This window comes from Variovorax jilinensis (genome assembly GCF_030316885.1).
GTDB lineage: Bacteria > Pseudomonadota > Gammaproteobacteria > Burkholderiales > Burkholderiaceae_C > Variovorax > Variovorax jilinensis.
Genome location: NZ_JASZYQ010000001.1, coordinates 1,387,913 through 1,404,134 on the forward strand (window position 1 = coordinate 1,387,913; position 16,222 = coordinate 1,404,134).

General features: G+C 67.7%; 17 protein-coding genes and 1 pseudogene. 6 read left to right on the forward strand and 12 right to left on the reverse strand.

Features of this window, described 5'->3' with window-relative positions:
- Positions 1–12: 12 nt before the first annotated feature.
- Positions 13–918 carry a LysR family transcriptional regulator gene (locus tag QTH87_RS06690; protein ID WP_286607867.1) on the reverse strand — a complete coding sequence of 302 codons (906 nt, stop codon included), beginning with the start codon at positions 916–918 and terminating at the stop codon, positions 13–15.
- A gap of 88 nt (positions 919–1,006) precedes the next feature.
- Between QTH87_RS06690 and QTH87_RS06695 the strand changes: the two genes are divergently transcribed.
- Together QTH87_RS06695 and QTH87_RS06700 are read left to right on the forward strand one after the other, a co-directional pair.
- Positions 1,007–1,654 (forward strand): YitT family protein, encoded by a 648-nt coding sequence (locus QTH87_RS06695; protein ID WP_286607869.1) that lies wholly within the window; start codon positions 1,007–1,009, stop codon positions 1,652–1,654.
- 22 nt (positions 1,655–1,676) lie between these two features.
- Entirely contained in the window at positions 1,677–3,227 is a 1,551-nt protein-coding gene (locus QTH87_RS06700; RefSeq protein ID WP_286607870.1) for a M20/M25/M40 family metallo-hydrolase, read from the forward strand.
- Between the two features lie 187 nt (positions 3,228–3,414).
- On the opposite strand, the gene QTH87_RS06705 is transcribed toward QTH87_RS06700, so the two are convergent.
- The 7 genes and pseudogenes from QTH87_RS06705 to QTH87_RS06735 all read right to left on the reverse strand — a co-directional run bounded on the left by QTH87_RS06705 (position 3,415) and on the right by QTH87_RS06735 (position 9,452).
- Positions 3,415–3,999, reverse strand: a complete 585-nt coding sequence (locus tag QTH87_RS06705; RefSeq protein WP_286607871.1) for a hypothetical protein — start codon at positions 3,997–3,999, stop codon at positions 3,415–3,417.
- 10 nt (positions 4,000–4,009) lie between these two features.
- Complete coding sequence (locus QTH87_RS06710; RefSeq protein ID WP_286607874.1) at positions 4,010–4,852, reverse strand: DUF2092 domain-containing protein; 843 nt, start codon at positions 4,850–4,852, stop codon at positions 4,010–4,012.
- A gap of 387 nt (positions 4,853–5,239) precedes the next feature.
- Positions 5,240–5,575, reverse strand: a pseudogene (locus QTH87_RS06715) (SMP-30/gluconolactonase/LRE family protein); the annotation flags it as partial.
- A 55-nt stretch (positions 5,576–5,630) separates the two neighbouring features.
- Positions 5,631–6,560, reverse strand: a complete 930-nt coding sequence (locus QTH87_RS06720) for an NAD(P)-dependent oxidoreductase (RefSeq protein ID WP_286607876.1) — start codon at positions 6,558–6,560, stop codon at positions 5,631–5,633.
- A complete protein-coding gene (locus QTH87_RS06725) occupies positions 6,557–7,246 on the reverse strand; it encodes an RraA family protein (RefSeq protein ID WP_286607877.1) in 690 nt (229 codons plus the stop codon). The genes QTH87_RS06720 and QTH87_RS06725 overlap by 4 nt, the downstream gene beginning before the upstream one ends.
- Before the next feature lie 138 nt (positions 7,247–7,384).
- A complete protein-coding gene (locus QTH87_RS06730; protein ID WP_286608049.1) occupies positions 7,385–8,320 on the reverse strand; it encodes a Bug family tripartite tricarboxylate transporter substrate binding protein in 936 nt (311 codons plus the stop codon).
- Positions 8,321–8,528: 208 nt separating this feature from the next.
- Positions 8,529–9,452 (reverse strand): LysR family transcriptional regulator, encoded by a 924-nt coding sequence (locus QTH87_RS06735; RefSeq protein ID WP_353506144.1) that lies wholly within the window; start codon positions 9,450–9,452, stop codon positions 8,529–8,531.
- 266 nt (positions 9,453–9,718) lie between these two features.
- Here QTH87_RS06735 and QTH87_RS06740 point away from each other — a divergent pair, with 266 nt between their 5' ends.
- A complete protein-coding gene (locus QTH87_RS06740) occupies positions 9,719–10,000 on the forward strand; it encodes a hypothetical protein (protein ID WP_286607880.1) in 282 nt (93 codons plus the stop codon).
- On the opposite strand, the gene QTH87_RS06745 is transcribed toward QTH87_RS06740, so the two are convergent.
- The 4 genes from QTH87_RS06745 to QTH87_RS06760 all read right to left on the reverse strand — a co-directional run bounded on the left by QTH87_RS06745 (position 9,984) and on the right by QTH87_RS06760 (position 14,213).
- A complete protein-coding gene (locus QTH87_RS06745; protein WP_286607882.1) occupies positions 9,984–10,145 on the reverse strand; it encodes a hypothetical protein in 162 nt (53 codons plus the stop codon). The two genes, QTH87_RS06740 and QTH87_RS06745, sit on opposite strands and share 17 nt — an antisense overlap.
- Before the next feature lie 225 nt (positions 10,146–10,370).
- Positions 10,371–12,104, reverse strand: a complete 1,734-nt coding sequence (locus QTH87_RS06750; RefSeq protein WP_444812746.1) for a putative 2-aminoethylphosphonate ABC transporter permease subunit — start codon at positions 12,102–12,104, stop codon at positions 10,371–10,373.
- Entirely contained in the window at positions 12,101–13,168 is a 1,068-nt protein-coding gene (locus QTH87_RS06755; protein ID WP_286607884.1) for an ABC transporter ATP-binding protein, read from the reverse strand. The genes QTH87_RS06750 and QTH87_RS06755 overlap by 4 nt, the downstream gene beginning before the upstream one ends.
- Positions 13,169–13,178: 10 nt before the next feature.
- Complete coding sequence (locus QTH87_RS06760) at positions 13,179–14,213, reverse strand: putative 2-aminoethylphosphonate ABC transporter substrate-binding protein (RefSeq protein ID WP_286607886.1); 1,035 nt, start codon at positions 14,211–14,213, stop codon at positions 13,179–13,181.
- Between QTH87_RS06760 and QTH87_RS06765 the strand changes: the two genes are divergently transcribed.
- The 3 genes from QTH87_RS06765 to QTH87_RS06775 all read left to right on the forward strand — a co-directional run bounded on the left by QTH87_RS06765 (position 14,205) and on the right by QTH87_RS06775 (position 16,210).
- Entirely contained in the window at positions 14,205–14,456 is a 252-nt protein-coding gene (locus QTH87_RS06765) for a hypothetical protein (RefSeq protein ID WP_286607887.1), read from the forward strand. The genes QTH87_RS06760 and QTH87_RS06765 overlap by 9 nt on opposite strands.
- Positions 14,450–15,424: a magnesium and cobalt transport protein CorA gene (locus tag QTH87_RS06770; protein WP_286607889.1), complete on the forward strand. Its 975-nt coding sequence runs from the start codon at positions 14,450–14,452 to the stop codon at positions 15,422–15,424. The genes QTH87_RS06765 and QTH87_RS06770 overlap by 7 nt, the downstream gene beginning before the upstream one ends.
- Positions 15,425–15,490: 66 nt before the next feature.
- A complete protein-coding gene (locus tag QTH87_RS06775) occupies positions 15,491–16,210 on the forward strand; it encodes an MgtC/SapB family protein (RefSeq protein ID WP_286607892.1) in 720 nt (239 codons plus the stop codon).
- Positions 16,211–16,222: the final 12 nt, after the last annotated feature.

A 16,222-nucleotide genomic window follows, 5' to 3' on the forward strand; every position in this document is an offset into this window, starting at 1 on the left:
AGCGGTCCTGTCCTAGCGCGCGGCCTCCTTGAGATCCGCGACCAGGGCGTTCATGAAATCCGGCAACGTGCGTCCGGCCATTGTCTGGATCTCGAGGTGCCGCTCCGACATGACGCGATCGCTGAGCGGTATCACGGCCGCATCGCCCGACGCCAGGAAGGCGCGCGCGGAGGCTTCGGCGCAGAAGGTGATGCCATCGCCTTCCAGCACGAACGCGCAGAGGGCCTGCGCGGAGTTCGATGTGAAGGCCGGCACGATGTCGAGCTTCTTCGCGCTGGCAGCCAGCTCGATCAGTTGCCGCAGCGTGGTGTCGCTTGACGGCAGCGCCAGCGGAAACTCCAGCAGCCGCGTGAGCGAGACGCGCCGGGATCCGGCCAGTGGATGCCCTCGACGCACCATGGCCATGACCGGGGCCGGCCGGCGAAACGCCACCTCGATGCCTTTCTCTGCGACCCGGCTGAACGACATTCCGATGTCCGCATCGCCCTCCAGCACACGGCGCGTCACCTCGGCGGGCAGCGCCACCAGCAGATCGACCAGCACATCGGGGTTGTCGCGCTGGAAGCGGGCGACGGTGCGCGGCAGGAAGTCGTTCGCGAATCCTTCGACGCTGCACAGGCGGATCAGGCCACGCCGCGCGCCCTTGAGGCGTTCGATCTCGAACACGACGCGTTGGGTGTCGAGTGCCGCCTTGCGGGCATGGACCAGGAGCAGTTCGCCGGCCGCCGTCGGCACCATGCCGCGACGTCGCCTGTCGAACAGCGAAACATCGAGCGCCCGCTCGAGATTGGCGATCTGCCGGCTGATGGCCGACCCGGCCACGTGCAGGCGCAACGAGGCTGCCTGGATCGAGCCGCTGCGGGCAACCTCTGAAAAGTAGCGCAGGGAGGTTTCCTGCAGAGCACGCGAACGCAACATGAGCCCCTTGCGTGAATTGCCGATTCAGCAACGAAGGGGGATTATTTCTCTGCTTCAGAGAATGGGGAAGGGTGCTTACGCTCGGTGGATGCCAGCTCCCCGTCCCGATGCCGTTCCAGTCGCCGCCGCGTCATCGCAGGCGCCGCTGGCGCACAGCGCATTCGAGGATGCGCTTGCCATGGCGATCGGGACGCTGTTCATCTCGTTCGGCGTAGCGATGTACACGCAGGCCGGCCTGTTGACTGGCGGCACGGCGGGCCTGGCGTTCCTGCTGCACTACGCAACCGGGGCGAGGTTCGGCTGGGTGTTCTTCGTGATCAACCTGCCGTTCTACTACCTGGCGTTTCGCCGCATGGGCCTGCGATTCATGACCAGGACCTTCGTGGCGGTCGCGCTGGTTTCGTTGCTTTCGGCGGTGCACCCGCTGTTCGTGCCGCTGCAGGGCGTGGCGCCGTTCTACGCCGCTGCCATGGGTGGCTTCATCATGGGCACCGGCTTCGTGATCCTGTTCCGCCACGGGGCAAGCCTCGGCGGCATCAACATCGTCGCGCTCTACCTGCAGGACCGCTACGGCCTGCGCGCCGGCCACCTGATGCTCGGCATCGACCTGGCGATCCTGGCACTCGCGTACTTCGTTGTCGGCGCGGCGGCGCTGCTGCCGTCAGTGGCGGGCGCGGTGGCCTTGAACCTGGTCGTCGCGCTGAACCACCGCAAGGACCGCTACGTCGCGATGTGACATCAACCTCCTGGAGTGCATCTTGTCTTCTTCCTCGATCTCTTGCGCGCTGCGCACCTTTGCCGCTTCCGCCGCCATGGCCTGCTGCGCGTTCGCCTCGCATGCCCAATCCGTGCTCTCGCCCGCCGATGCCGAGCGCTTCGCGAAGGCCTCGTTTCCCGAGTATCTCGAGCTGCTGGCGATCCCCAGCGATGCGGCGCAGCCGCCGGACATCCAGCGGAACGCGGCGTGGCTCGAGAAGGCGTTCCAGAAGCGTGGTTTCCAGACCCGCACCCTGGCCAACGAAGGCAAGCCGCTGGTCTATGCCGAGCTCGGTCCGCAAGTCCCAGGCCGCAGGACGGTGCTGTACTACATGCACTTCGATGCGCAACCGGTGAAGGCATCGGAGTGGAAGTCCGATCCGTGGCAGCCGGTTCTGAAGGCACGCGATGCCGCCGGCGAATGGGCCGTGCTGCCGATCGAGCGCTTGCAGCAATCGCCGATCGATCCGGAATGGCGCGTGTTCGCGCGCGCCTCCGCCGACGACAAGGGGCCGATCGTGATGTTCCTTGCTGCCATGGACACGCTGAATGCAGCCGGACGCAAGCCCGACATCAACGTCAAGGTGTTGCTCGATTCGGAGGAAGAGAAGGGTTCGCCCAGACTGCACCTCGTCATGCGCGAACACGAAGCCTTGCTCAAGAGTGACGGCATCGTCGTGCACGACGGCGCGATGCCGGTGAGCAACGAGCCCGGCATCAACTTCGGCAATCGTGGATCGGTGGCGGTCGACCTGACCGTGTTCGGTGCGACGTCGGCCGCCCACAGCGGCACCTATGGCAACGTGGTGCCCAACCCTGCGCTGAATCTGGCCAATCTGCTCGCGAGCATGAAAGACGCCGACGGCAAGGTGACGGTGCCCGGCTACTACGACCGCGTGAAGATCAGCGAGGACGATCGCCGCCAGATGGCGGCACAGGCACCGCCACCCGGCAACCTCGAGGAGCGCTTCGGCGTGGCGCGTCTGGATCGGCTGGCGGCAAACCCGGTGGAGGCGGTGCAATACCCCTCGCTCGACCTGCTCGGCATCCAGTCCGGCGGAACCGGACCGACAGCGGCCAATGCCATCCCGGCCACTGCCGTCGCCACGCTCAACATGCGCACCGTGCCGGAGACGCCGCCGGACTACCTCTTCGATCTGCTGAAGCGCCATGTGCAGGCCAAGGGCTATCACGTGATCGACGGCAAGGCACCGACTGCCGAGGAACGTGCCCGCTACCCGCTGCTCGCATCGATGACCCTGATGGCCTACCCGAGCACCGCGACCGCGGCACGCCTCGAGATGGACTCTCCGCTCGCGGCCTGGGTGGTCAAGGGCGTGACGGCGCCACGCAACATCGCGCCACAGAAGTCACGCATGGGCGGTTCGACCCTGCCGATGAGCGGCGCGGTCGACGTGCTCAAGACGGCCTACGTGGTGGTGCCGCTCGTCAACGCCGACGACAACCAGCACACCTTCGACGAGAACCTGCGGCTGGGCAACTATCTGGAAGGGGTGCGAACCATCCATTCGATGCTGACGACGCCCTATTGACTTCGGGATGCAGCGATCGGCCGTGGTGCTCTTGAACTGGACCTTCGCTGTCCAGCGCTCTGGCGACCAGGGCCGAGTCGGCCTTAAGGCCCGCGCTTCAGATGGCGGCGCAATTCAACAGCGTGATCTTGAAGAGCTTCATGATCTGTTCTCAGGGTTCGCGGACGGGACGCGGATGGAGATGGCATCAGGGCGCCGGCACCACCTGGTAATAGACGCCGTTGGCGCCGTAGTAGGGCCGGAACCAGCTCGAGCCGACGTTGTAGTAGCTGACGCCGCCGATGGTGGCCACCCCGGCGCCGGGCGGCAGCACCGTGTAGTTGGTTCCCATCACGTAGACCGGCCGCGCCGCGGCGCTGGCAACGGCCGCGCCGGCCACGGCACCGACGGCGACGCCGGCGGCCACCGCGCCGGCACTGACGCCGCAGTCGTAGCAGCCGCCCACCACGCCCACCGGGGCGTGATAGGGCGCATAGCCCGGGGCGCCGTAGGCCGGCGGATGGTAGGTGGTGAAGCCGCCCGCGGTCGTGTGATAGCCGCCGTAGCCCGCGACACCCGCGCTGTGGCCGCCGTCGGCATTGGTATGGCTCCAGCCGCCCATGACGTTGGCCGAGGTCGAGCCGCCCCAGCGGTTGTCGTGGGTGGCCGTGCCGCCGCCGCCGAACGAGTGGCCGCCGAAGCGGTTGGCGCTGGCCCAGGCCGAGGCCTGGGAGTGGAAGCCGATGCCCGCGCACAGCGCGAGCACGAGAGGAAGGTATGCGGCCTTGATCATGAAGCTCTCCTCAGGGGGCGGTGGTCTTGGGGGCCTTGGCGGCCTTGCGCGCGCCAGCCGGGGCCTTCGGCGAAGCGAAGGTGATCGGCGTGGCGTTCCTGGCATCGAGCGAAGCGAAGGCATTGGCCGCGATGACCGGATCGAGCTTCCAGTTCGACAGCGTCACCTCGTGGCGCAGGCGCAGCGGATCGCCACGGTAGACCACGCGCATCTTGCGCGGCAGGTGGTCGCTGCTGCCGACCCACAGCTGCATGAACATCTCGCCGTTGACCAGCGCCAGCACGTCCGTGGTCGTGCCGTCGACCACCTTGGACTGGCCGACGTAGAAGGCCTTGGAGAGCCCTTCGCTGATCAGCTTGTAGGGGTCTGAGCCGACGATGTCGGCAAACGGGAAATAGATCGCCGCGCTCTTGAAGGCGCTTTCCAGCATGGCATCGATGGATGGCGGCGCCGGCGCCACCGCCACCAGCTTCTCGGCCGGTGCGTAGGCCATGAGCGACTTGCCGTCGTAGTAGTACTCGGCCGCCGGCCCGTCGCCCACGGTCACGACCCGCAGCTTGTCGGGGCGCTGCATGAGCACTTCGCTGGTCGTGAAGTAGGCCAGGGGCGGGCCGACCCGGCTGGGGCTCTCGTAGGTGGCGACGGCGGTGAACGCCATCGACTGGGCGCCGGTCAGCGTGGTGCTCATGGCCCGAAGCACATCCATGGCGCGGGGTTCGAGCGCCGCTGCCTGCGTGGCCTTGGCGCGGGCAGCCGCAGGCCTGGCCGGAGCGGACTGGGCCATCGCGGCACTCGCCAGCGCGGCCGACACGATCAGCAGCAGCAAGCCGCCGAAGTTTCGAAGTCGTTTCATGAGAGTCTCCTGCTCCTGCGGTTGTGAAGGCCATCGGCACGGGCAGGAAGCCGATGACCTGTCGGCTCGGTGCGCTGCGCATGGGCGTCGGCGCAGGTGTGCTCGTCGCCGCGATTGCACTGAACTTAGCGGTGACGAGGCCGTCGGGAAATTGGACCTTGGGCCAATAAGGGTCCTCTCGAGCGCGGTTGCGGCACATCCTTCAGTGCGATTCTGTGGCCCCGTCGACCGTCCGGTCCTGGCCGATCACGCCTAAGTTGCGGCCAATCTGTCGATGGCCGAAGGTGCATCCGCAGTGGCGCAGTCGGTACTCGTACGCCGGGGCGGCGTCGACATCCTGGTCGACGTCGTCGGCGGTTCCAGTGCGCCGGGCGGGGCGATGCCCGGGTGCAGCGGCACCCCGGGCACATCCAGTCGCAGCTTCATGATGCAGCCATGGGTCGAGTCCGTGACGAACAGGGTCGAGCGGTCCGCACCGCCGAAGGCGATGTTGGTGATCGACGCACCCGCCGGACCGCGCAGCACCAGCATCGGCTCGGCGCGGGCATTCAGCACCCACACGTAGCCCAGACCGGGATTGGCCACCAGCACGCGACCTTCGGCATCGACCGCCAGGCCGTCCGGGCCGCTGGGACCGTAGGAGGTGAAGAACTGGCCGACCTTCGCCACGCTGCCGTCGGCAAGCAGCGGCACGCGCCAGACGCAGTTGCCGCGCGTCAGGGCGGCTTGACGATCGTTCCTCGGCATGGAGGTCTCCTGTCGGCTCTGAAGAGGCGGCTCAGGCGGCGGCGGTCGCACGCCTGCCGAGCGCCTCGAGTGCGTTGCGTGCGGCAGCAACGCCCATGTTCACGTACGCGTCGCTGGTGACTCCGCCGATGTGCGGGCTCAGCACCAGGCCGCGTTCGTTCTGGAACGGGTGGCCGGCGGTCATCGGTTCGACGGCGAAGCTGTCGAGGCCGGCGCTCGATACCTGGCCCGATCGAACCGCGGCCCGCAGGGCGTCCTCGTCGACGAGGCCGCCACGGGCGGTATTGACGACGATCACCCCTCGCTTGCACTTTGCGATCGTGTCGGCGTTCAGCAGGCTCCGGTTGCCTTCGGTCAACGGGCAGTGCAGCGAGATGGCATCCGATTCGCGCCAGATCGTTTCCAGGTCCACGCTGGAGACGTACGAGGGCAGGTTGTTCGCGTAGGGGTCGAAGCCGATGACGCGCATGTCCAGCGCGTCGGCCATCCGGGCGAAGCGCAGGCCGATCGCGCCCAGCCCGATCAGGCCCACCGTGCGTCCGGCCAGTTCGATGCTCTTGTGCGTGGCCTTGTCCCAATGGCCCGCATGCATGCGCGCATCCAGCGAGACGACGGACTTGGCACAGGCCAGGAGCAGCGCCAGGGCCTGCTCGGCAACGGCCGCGGCATTGGCGCCGACCGCCGCGACCACCTCGACGCCCCGCTCCCCGGCGGCGACCTTGTCGATCGTGTCGGTGCCGCTGCCGTGCTTGGAGATCACCCGCAGTGCGGGCGCCGCGTCCATCGCGGCTGCACCCACCTTGCTGTAGCGCACGATGATGGCGACCGGGTTGTGGGTGGCGCACAGCGCCACGATGTCGTCCTCGGTCGGCGTCTTGCCGGCGAAGATCACTTCGTGATCCGTCAGCAGATCCAGGGCTTGCGGCGCGAGGTCGGCACCCGTGACGAGGATGGCGCTCACAGCGCTTCCCCTTCCTTCAGCACGCCGGCCGAGCGCAGGGCGGCGTCGAGCCACCTGGCGGCGGTGTCGCCGGTCTTGATGGCGGCGATGCGCGCGGCCTCGTCCTTGACCTTCTTCGCGGCCAGCGGAAGCAGGGCCTCGATCTTCTCGCGCTCCACCACCACCACGCCGTCGCCGTCGCCGATCACGAAGTCGCCGGCGCGCACCGTGACGCCGCCGACCGACACCGGGTGGCCGATGCGCCCGCCGATGCTCTTGGTCGGCCCGTTCGGATTGGTGCCGACCGAGAACACCGGATAGTCCATCTCGTCGATCTCGAGGCTGTCGCGACAGGCGCCGTCCATGACGACGCCGGCGATGCCCAGCTGCTTGCAGGCGGTCATCATGATCGTGCCCATCAGCGCGGAGGTCAGGTCGCCCTTGCCGTCGATCACCAGCACGTCGCCCGGCTTGGCCATCGCGATGGCGGCATGGATCATCAGGTTGTCGCCGGGGCGCACTTCGACGGTGAGCGCGGTGCCGGCCAGCTTCATGCGCGGCCTGAGCGCCTTGATGCGGGCGTCGAGCGCGCCGCGGCGGCCGGCCACGTCGGCCAGGATCGCGGGCTGCAGCTCCGCGGCCTGCGCCACGATATGCGCCGGGACGCGTTCGAAGTCACGAATGATGTCGGGAAGCTTGGCGGTCATGAGCGGCTTTCGTTGGATGGATGCATGGATGAATGAGGGAGCGAGTGACGCGAGGCGGGCATGGCTGCGCCCCGGCAGGCCGCGGTGCGGACACCGCGTCTGCCTTCAGCGATCGTTCTCGCGTCGGTGGGGGGTAGGTCAGTCGACCTTGGCGCCGGATTCCTTGACGATCGGGCCCCAGCGGCCGATGTCGTCGTGGATCAGCTTGGCGAATTGCTCGGGCGTCCCGCCCAGGGCATCGGTGCCCTGGCTGGCGAGCTTCTTCTTCACTTCCGGGTCCTGCAGCGCCTTGTTGAAGGCGGTGTTGAGCTTCGTGACCACGTCCTTGGGCAGGCCGGCCGGTCCTGCGACGCCGAACCAGGTCACGGCCTCGAAGTCCTTGAAGCCGGACTCGGCCACCGTGGGCACGTTCGGCAGGTCGGCGGTGCGCTTGGCCGAGGTGACTGCGAGGATGCGCATCTTGCCGTTCTTGACGTAGCCGATCAGTGTCGGCACCGACGACATGTACATCTGGATCTGGCCGCCGATGAGGTCGGTCGAGCCTTGCGCGGCACCCTTGTACGGGACGTGCGTCAACTTCACGCCGGAGGTCTTCTGCAGCAGCTCGGTGGCCAGATGTGCCACCGTGCCGCTCCCCGAGCTCGCGTAGTTGAGGCTGGCGGGCTTGGCCTTGGCCGCAGCCACCACGTCGGCCACGGTCTTGTAGGGCGAGTCGGCCGCCACCACGAGGGCCAGCGGCGCGCTCGCGACCGTGACGATCGGCGTCAGGTCCTTCTCCGGGTTGTAGGGGAGCTTGGGATAGAGCGTCGGATTGATCGCGAGGTTGCTCGTCTGGCCGAGCACCAGGGTGTAGCCGTCGGCCGGTGCCTTCGCCGCCGCATCGACGCCGAGGTTGCCGCCGGAGCCCGGCTTGTTGTCGATGATGATCGACCAGCCGTTGGAGACCGCCACCTTGTTGGCGACCTCACGCGCGATCAGGTCGGTCCCGCCGCCCGCAGGAAACGGCACGATGAGCTTGATGGCCCGCGAGGGATAGGCCGCCTGGGCCGATGCCGGTGCGTGGATCGCGAGCATCGAGGCAGCGACGAGCGCGGTGGTGGCCGCGAGGCCGGTGAAGCGGCGCGAAGCCGTGGCGGTGGAAGCGCGGTGTTGCATGTCTTGTCTCCATTCGGCCCGCTTCGCCAGATTGCGAGCGGTGCGTTCAGTGAGGCCAAGTATTCGCGCCGCAGCCCATACAGTCCAATCGATAGTTTTTTCAGATCGATAGATTTGGCTTGGGGTATCAGGCCGTCGGTTCGACGGCGTACTTCGCGAGCAAGTCGATCAGGCGCTGGGCCGCAGGAGAGATGTAGCCGCTGTCGCGGTAGGTCACGACCATGCGGCGGCGCATGGTCGTGGCAGGCAGCCTCACCTCGCGCAACGCGGCACCCGATCGGCCGGCCTGGAGATGCAGCCGCGAGATGAAGCTCAGCAGGCCCGTCTCGCCGATCAGGCTCGGCAGCATCAGCAGCATCGTGCTTTCGACCTGCACCAGCGGCCGCGAGAGACGGTGACGATCGAAGGTCTGGTCGAGCCAGTCACGGGTCGGCGCGCCGGGCGGCTGCAGCACCCATCGATGGCCCGTCAGGTCCTTCAGGCCGGGCCTGGGCTTGTCGAAGATGGCGTGCGACTCGGCAGCGGCCACCACGATGACGTCTTCGGCCAGGTATTGGGAGGCGTATCCGGCTTCCGCGGGGGCCTCCGTGCCGACCATCAGGTCGATGTCGCCGGCGCGCAGCAGCGGCTTCAGGACGTCGACCAGCGCCACCGTGGTACGCAGGGTGACGCCAGGTGCCTCGCGCATCAGGTCGCGTGCGGCGGGGGGCAACAGGAACTGCGCCGCCGTCGGGACGATGCCGACCTTGATGTTGCCGGTCAGGCCGCGGCCGATGTCGCCGATCTCGCGGCGGGCGCTCTCGACATCGAAGCGCGTGCGCTGCGCCCACTTGAGCAGGGCCTTGCCGGCGGTGGTGAGCCGGATGCCGCGGCCGGTCTTCTCGAAGAGGGCGGCGCCGCAGGCTTCCTCGAGCCGCCGCACGCAGCTCGTCAATGCGGGCTGCGTGCGATGCAGGCGCTCGGCCGCCCGCCCCATGTGCTCGAGCTCGGCAATGACTTCGAAGTATTGAAGGTCGCGCAGATCCAGGGTGAGGCTCCGTCGGGTCGGGATTGGCCGCGCGGAGGACTGTAATCCAGCGGCGGCCGGTCGGCGTGGGGGGTGGCAGACGGCACCGCGAAGGCGAAACATCCTGTTGCGTTGGAAAGTTGCCACGACCGATCGTTCGGGCTATTGCGGTACCGCTCCGCGAGGCATACGCTTGGCTTTCACCTGCTTTTTTCTCTTTCGCACGAAGCACTTACGCCCCAAATCGGATGTTGGTTGTATCGTTCATCGTCGTCTGCCTGGTCAGTTGGGCGCTCAGCCTCCAATGGCGCATGGGCCAGGCAAGCTGCATCCGGGAGGAGCGCAACGGCCCTTGGGTGACCGAGGTGCGGCGGCGCGTCGTGATGGAGCGGCTTCCGCACCACGTGTCGGAGTTTCCCGTGCCGCGGGAACAGCGCTTCCTGGTGCGTCGCCTTGCCGGCGTCGTGGTCTGGCACAGGGACATGAGCGTGGCGCTTCCGAACGCCGCATGCGATCACCTTGCCGAGATCACGCCCCTGGAATTCGATCGCGAATTCCCGAGCTGGCTGCGTCTGATCAACGGCGCGAACTGATCGGAATCCCGGGGCGCCAGGCGGGGTGCGTCATCGCGCCGCCATCTGTGGCGAATACGCTCGTGCCGACGCCGGCTGCATCGTGCGGCCGGAAGCGCACAAGGATCGACATGGAAAGCTCGCCCATCTTCAGGATCATCACCACCACCGCGATTGCCTGGATGCTCGCCAGCGCGGCACAGACTCAGGTTCAGGCCGGATAAGGCCGGACCGCGCGCGGAGGTGCGCGCTGAAGGCTTCGTGCCGCGCATTCCCCGGACCGGAGATTTGCTGGCGGCCGGTGCGCGGACGGCTCAGCTGGCTGCTGGCGGCCTTTCGTCTCGGGCCAGCCTCGCTTCGATGAGGTCGAAGCTCTGGCGTTGCGTCATGCTCATCGGTCTCTCCAGGCCTGGGTCCGGGCGAGTGCCGATCGACCCGCCAGCGCGAACAGGCCGCGCCCGATGGCGGCCGTGACCATGATCAGCGACGCCATGGCCGCGGCTGGCGCCACGTCGCCCGCATCGTCCATGTTCAGCACGGCGATCGCCGCCAGGGTGGTCTGAGGCGAATAGAGGAACACCACCGCCGACACTGTCGTCATCGCGTTGACGAAGAAGTAGCCCGCGACGTTGAGCACGGCAGGCAGGGCCACCGGCAGGTGCACCCGCCACAGCGTGCGCCAGAAGGGGACGCCCATCGATTCGGCGACCAGTTCGTACTCGCGGTCGAGCTGGCGCAGCGCGGTGAGCGAGGTCAGATGCGCCACCGAGAAGAAGTGGGCGACCGTGCAGATCACCAGGATCGCCATCCCGCCGTACAGCCCGCGCAGGGGATTCGACGGCGAGTTGAAGAAGAAGATGTAGCCCACGCCCAGCACCAGCCCGGGCACGGCGAGCGGCAGGTTGGCCAGCAGGTTCAGGGCTTCGCGGCCCAGCGCGAAGTGGCGCGGCTTTTCCACCAGGTAGGCCGAGAGAAAGGTGGCGGTCGCACCTGCCACCGCGGCGCCGAGGGCCAGCCGCAGCGAGTTGAAGTAGCTGTCCCAGCCACCGCCGTCCATGTTGCTGAAGTCGTAGTTCCTGAGCGACGGCGTGAGCTTGTAGGGCCAGTAGGACGCCAGCGAGGCGAACACCGCCATGCCGATCATCACCACGATGCACAGGGCGATCACGAGGCAGGCCGCGAGCAGGGCGCGGTCGCGCATCGCAACGGGCTCCGGCACATGCGGCGTGGCGCGTGCGGACAGGGCCGCCGCCTGCCGGCGGCGCACGCGGCGCTCGACCAGGAAGGACAGCACGGCCGGTATCAGCAGCACCAGGCCGACCACCGCGCCCATCTGGAAGTTCTGCTGCCCCACCACCTGCTTGTAGATGTCGGTCGCCAGCACGTTGGTCTGTCCGCCGACCACCTTCGGCACGCCGAAATCGGTGATGACCAGAACGAACACCACCATGCCGGCCACGATCAATCCGTAGCGGGAGGCGGGCAGGGTCACGGAGCGGAAGATGCGCCAGCGCGACGCACCCAGTGTCTGCGCGGCTTCGTACAGGCGGCCGTCTGACGTGGCCATCGCGGTGGTGAGGATCAGCAGCGCATGCGGCAGCGTCCAGAACACCGAGCCGAGCACGATCCCCAGCGGGCCGTAGATCGACACATCGCCCAGCAGGCCCTTTAAGACGCCCTGGTTGCCGAACAGGTACACCAGGCTGATCGCCGGCAGCAGCGAGGGGGCGAGCAGCGGCATCAGCGCAATCGCGCGCAGCAGGCCCTTGCCGCGCATGCACGAGAGCGTGAGCCCGTAGGCATACACGTAGGCGATGCCGGTGCACAGCACCGCGCTCAGGGCCGCGATCCAGAGGCTGTTGAAGGCCGACCGGAGCAGCGCGGGGTTGTCGACGTAGCGTGCGAAATTGGCAAGGCCGACGAATGCGCCTGCGCGATCGAAGAAGCTCTGGCCGACCAGTGCGCCCACCGGTAGCGCGACGATCACGATCAGCACCGCCACGGCCAGGGCGACGCCGGCGCCGGTCAGCCAGCGCTCGCGGTCGAAGGCGCCGAGCGGGCGGGGAAGATCGGTCGGGCCGGCGATGATCGTCGACACGGGCGTGGCCTCGGGGCGGGCGCTCAATGCGCCAGCACCGACAGCGCGTGCTGCGGCAGCTGGATGTGCACCATGCTGCTGGGCACCAGCGCCGGCCCGTGGCGGTGGTCGGCGGGGAGGTCGGCCTCGATCTCGATGCCGAGCGGCTCGCATGCGAGCCGAGCCGCGGTCCGATTGCCGAAGAACTCGGTGTCCAGCAGGCGCGCGGCGAAGCTGTTGGTGCCCAGGTCGTCGCCGAAGCGCCGCACCACGACCTGCTCCGGCCGGATGCCCAGCGTGGCCTGCTTGCCCACGCCGAGATCGCCGGGCGAACAGAGCAGTTCGCTGTCGCGCACGCGCATGCGGCCGTCGGGCAGCACGGTCGCGCGCAGCATGTTCATGCGGCCCACGAAGCTCGCGACGAAGCGCGTGCGTGGCCGGTGGTAGAGCGCGTCGGGCGTGCCGGCCTGTTCGATGCGCCCGTCGTGCATCAGCACCACGCGGTCGGCCATCGAGAGCGCTTCTTCCTGATCGTGCGTGACCATGATCGTGACCACGCCCAGGCGCTTCTGCAGTGCGCGGATCTCGCTGCGCAGGCTGGCGCGGACCTGTGCGTCGAGTGCCGACAGCGGTTCGTCCAGCAGCAGCAGGCGCGGATTCGCCGCCAGGGCACGTGCCAGCGCCACGCGCTGCTGCTGGCCGCCCGAGAGCTGCAAGGGATACTTGTCGGCGTGCGCCGCAAGGCCGACCAGGTCGAGCATCTCGGCCGCGCGCTTCGCGATGGCCGGCGCCGGCGCCCCGTTGCGCTGCAGGCCGTAGGCGATGTTCCGGCTCGCCGTCAGGTTCGGAAAGAGCGCATAGGACTGGAACACCACGCCGAAGCCGCGTGCGGCCGGCGGCAGGTTGGCGATGTCCCGGCCGCCAAGCAGCAGCTGGCCCCGATCCGCCCGCTCGATGCCGCAGACGATGCGCAGCAGCGTGGTCTTGCCGCAGCCCGAGGGCCCGAGCAGGCAGACGAACTCGCCGGGCTCGACATCCAGGTCGATGCCGTCGAGCACGCGCGTCGAACCAAAGGACTTGTCGATCCCCCGCAGGGACAGGAAGCTCGTCATGCCCGGATCGTCACAGGGGCGCCTTCTTCTCGGACTTCGACTCGTAGCGCTTGGACCATTCGGTCAGGATGCGGTCGCGATTGGCGGCGGCCCAGACGAAGTCGTTCTTGGCCAGCAGTTTCTCGACGTCGCCAGGCACGAATTCCAGCTTCTCCTGGATGCCCGGCAGCGCGAGCACGGCGAAGTTCTTCGCATAGAGCTCGTTCGCCTGCCTGGTCACGGCCCAGTCGGCCAGCGCCTTGGCGGCTTCGGGCTTCTTCGTCGTCTTCATCACGCCGGTGGCTTCCATGTCCCAGCCGAGGCCTTCCTTCGGCAGCACGATGTCGATCGGCGCACCGTCGCGCTTGGTCTTGTTGGCGCGGTACTCGAAGGACATGCCGACGGCGAACTCGCCGGCGCCGGCCTGGCGGCAGGGCTTGCTGCCGGACTGGCTGTAGATGCCGATGTTCTGGTGCAGGGCGTCCATGTACTGCCAGGCCTTCTCCTCGCCCATCATCTGGATCCAGCCCGAGACCATCAGGTAGCCGGTGCCGGAGGCGGCCGGGCTCGGCATGGTGATCTGGCCCTTGTAGACGGGGTTGGCGAGGTCGGCCCAGCTCGTGGGCTTGGGCAGGTTCTTCTTCTGTGCCTCGACCGTGTTGAAGCACAGGGCGGAAGACCACACGTCCATGCCGACCCACTTGGGCGGGTTGGCGCTGTCGCGCATCGACGGCTTGATGGCTTCCAGGCCCTTCGGCGCGTAGGGCTGCAGCATGCCCTCCTTGTCGAGCAGCATCAGCGAGGTGGCGGCCAGGCCCCAGACGATGTCGGCCTGCGGGTTGGCCTTCTCGGCCAGCAGCTTGGCCGTGACGATGCCGGTGGAATCGCGCACGAACTTCAGTTCGATCGACGGGTTGTCCTTCTCGAAGGCCGACTTGTAGGCCTGCACCTGGTCGGCCTCGAGCGCGGTGTAGACCAGCAGTTCGGTCCGGCCCTGGGCCGATGCGCCCAGGCCGATGGTCAGCAAGGCGGCAGGCAGTGCCCATTGAAGAGTGCGATGCAACATGGATTTCCTCTGAAAGTGATGGCAGGTGCGCGCCCGCCTTCCGGCGCCACGCAAAACCTGCGGATCATCCGCAGCGGATATGACAGGCGTTTGTCAGTTGGCGCCGCGGCCGATGCCGCGCCGGGAATCCCGAGGCGATTCGGGATCAGAATGGACGCCATGCCGAAGAAAAAACCAGACGCCACCCGGCTGCCGGGCCGCGACGACCTTCAGTTCACCTCGTCTCGTTGCATCGCATGCTGATCAATTGCGTCGCCTACGACAACGGCTCCAAGCTGGCGGACATCCCGGTGGCCGACATCAGCGAGTTCATCGCGCGGCCCGGTTGCTTCGTGTGGGTGGCGCTCGCCGATGCGTCGCCCGCCGAACTCGAGGAGATGCGCGAAGAGTTCGGTCTTCACGAGTTGGCCGTCGAGGATGCGCAGCACGGTCACCAGCGCCCGAAGATCGAGGAGTACGGCACGTCGCTGTTCGTGGTCATGCACCTGCTGGAACCCGAGCCGGACCAGCCCGGCGCCTTCAGCGTCGGCGAGGTCGATGTCTTCGTCGGCCCCAACTACATCCTGTCGGTGCGCAACCGCAGCAGGCAGGGCTTCCTCGGCGTCAGGGCACGCTGCGAGCGCGAACCCGAACTGCTGCGCCACGGTTCCGGCTTCGTGCTCTATGCGCTGATGGATGCGGTGGTCGATCGCTACTTCCCGATCATCGACGCCCTCGAGGTCGAGCTGGAGCGGATCGAGCAGCAGATCTTCAACAAGGGTGCCGCGCGGGAAAGCATCAAGCAGCTGTACGACCTCAAGCAGCGCACCCTGGTGCTCAAGCGTGCCGTCGCCCCGCTGCTGGAGGGCGCGGGCAAGCTGCACGGGGGCCGCGTGCCGCAGATCTGCGTCGGATCCCAGGAGTACTTCCGGGACGTGATGGACCATCTGCTGCGGATCAACGGCCTGATCGACGGCATGCGCGAGACCATCGGCACGGCGATCCAGGTCAATTTCTCGATGGTCACGATCGAGGACAACGAAGTGACGAAGCGGCTGGCGGCCTGGGCCAGCATCTTTGCCGTCTGCACCGCGTTCGTCGGCGTCTGGGGCATGAACTTCGATCAGATGCCGGAGCTGAAATGGCGCTACGGCTACCCGGCCGCGCTGCTGCTCATTGCCAGCGTGTGCGGCTACCTGTACTACCGGTTTCGTCGGGCAGGGTGGGTATAGGCGCTGCCGCTCGCCGCCGCGGCGCGGGTGCCGCGGGTGTCACGAATCCATGTGCACAATCGCGCGATGCAAGCGTTGCATTACTTCAATCCGCAGTCGATCCTCGACACCCTGGTCAGCGTCGGGGCCGCCTTCGTCCTCGGCAGCCTGATCGGGCTCGAGCGTCAGGTGCGCCAGCGCACGGCAGGCCTTCGGACCAATACGCTGGTGGCGGTGGGTGCGGCCGTGTTCGTCGACCTGGCCCAGGGGCTGACGGGCAACGAGGGGGCGGTCCGGGTCATCGCCTACGTGGTGTCGGGCGTCGGCTTCCTCGGCGCCGGCGCCATCATGAAGGAGGGCATCAACGTCACCGGCATCAACACCGCGGCCACCCTCTGGGGCTCGGCCGCGGTCGGTGCCTGTGCCGGCGCCGACCGCATCGTCGAAGCCTTCGTCGCGGCGTCGTTCGTGCTGGCCGCCAACACCTTGCTGCGACCGGTGGCCGACCGCATCAACCGCAACCCGCTGGACGAGGAAAGCCGCGAGTCCAGCTACACCGTGCAGGTGATCTGCCACGGCCGGGAGCGCGCCGTCGTGCATGACCGCCTGATCGAATGGCTGGAGGCAGACGGATACCCGGCGCGCCATGTCGAGCAGATTCCCTTCGGCCGCGAGGACGTGCATATCCAGGCCATCCTCTATGCGACCTCCGTCGTCCCGGAACAGCTCGATGCAGTGATGGAGAGGGTCGAGCAGATGCCCGGCGTGACGCATGCGTTCTGGAGCGCCAGCGCGCAGGACGGATAGTCGTCGGATGCC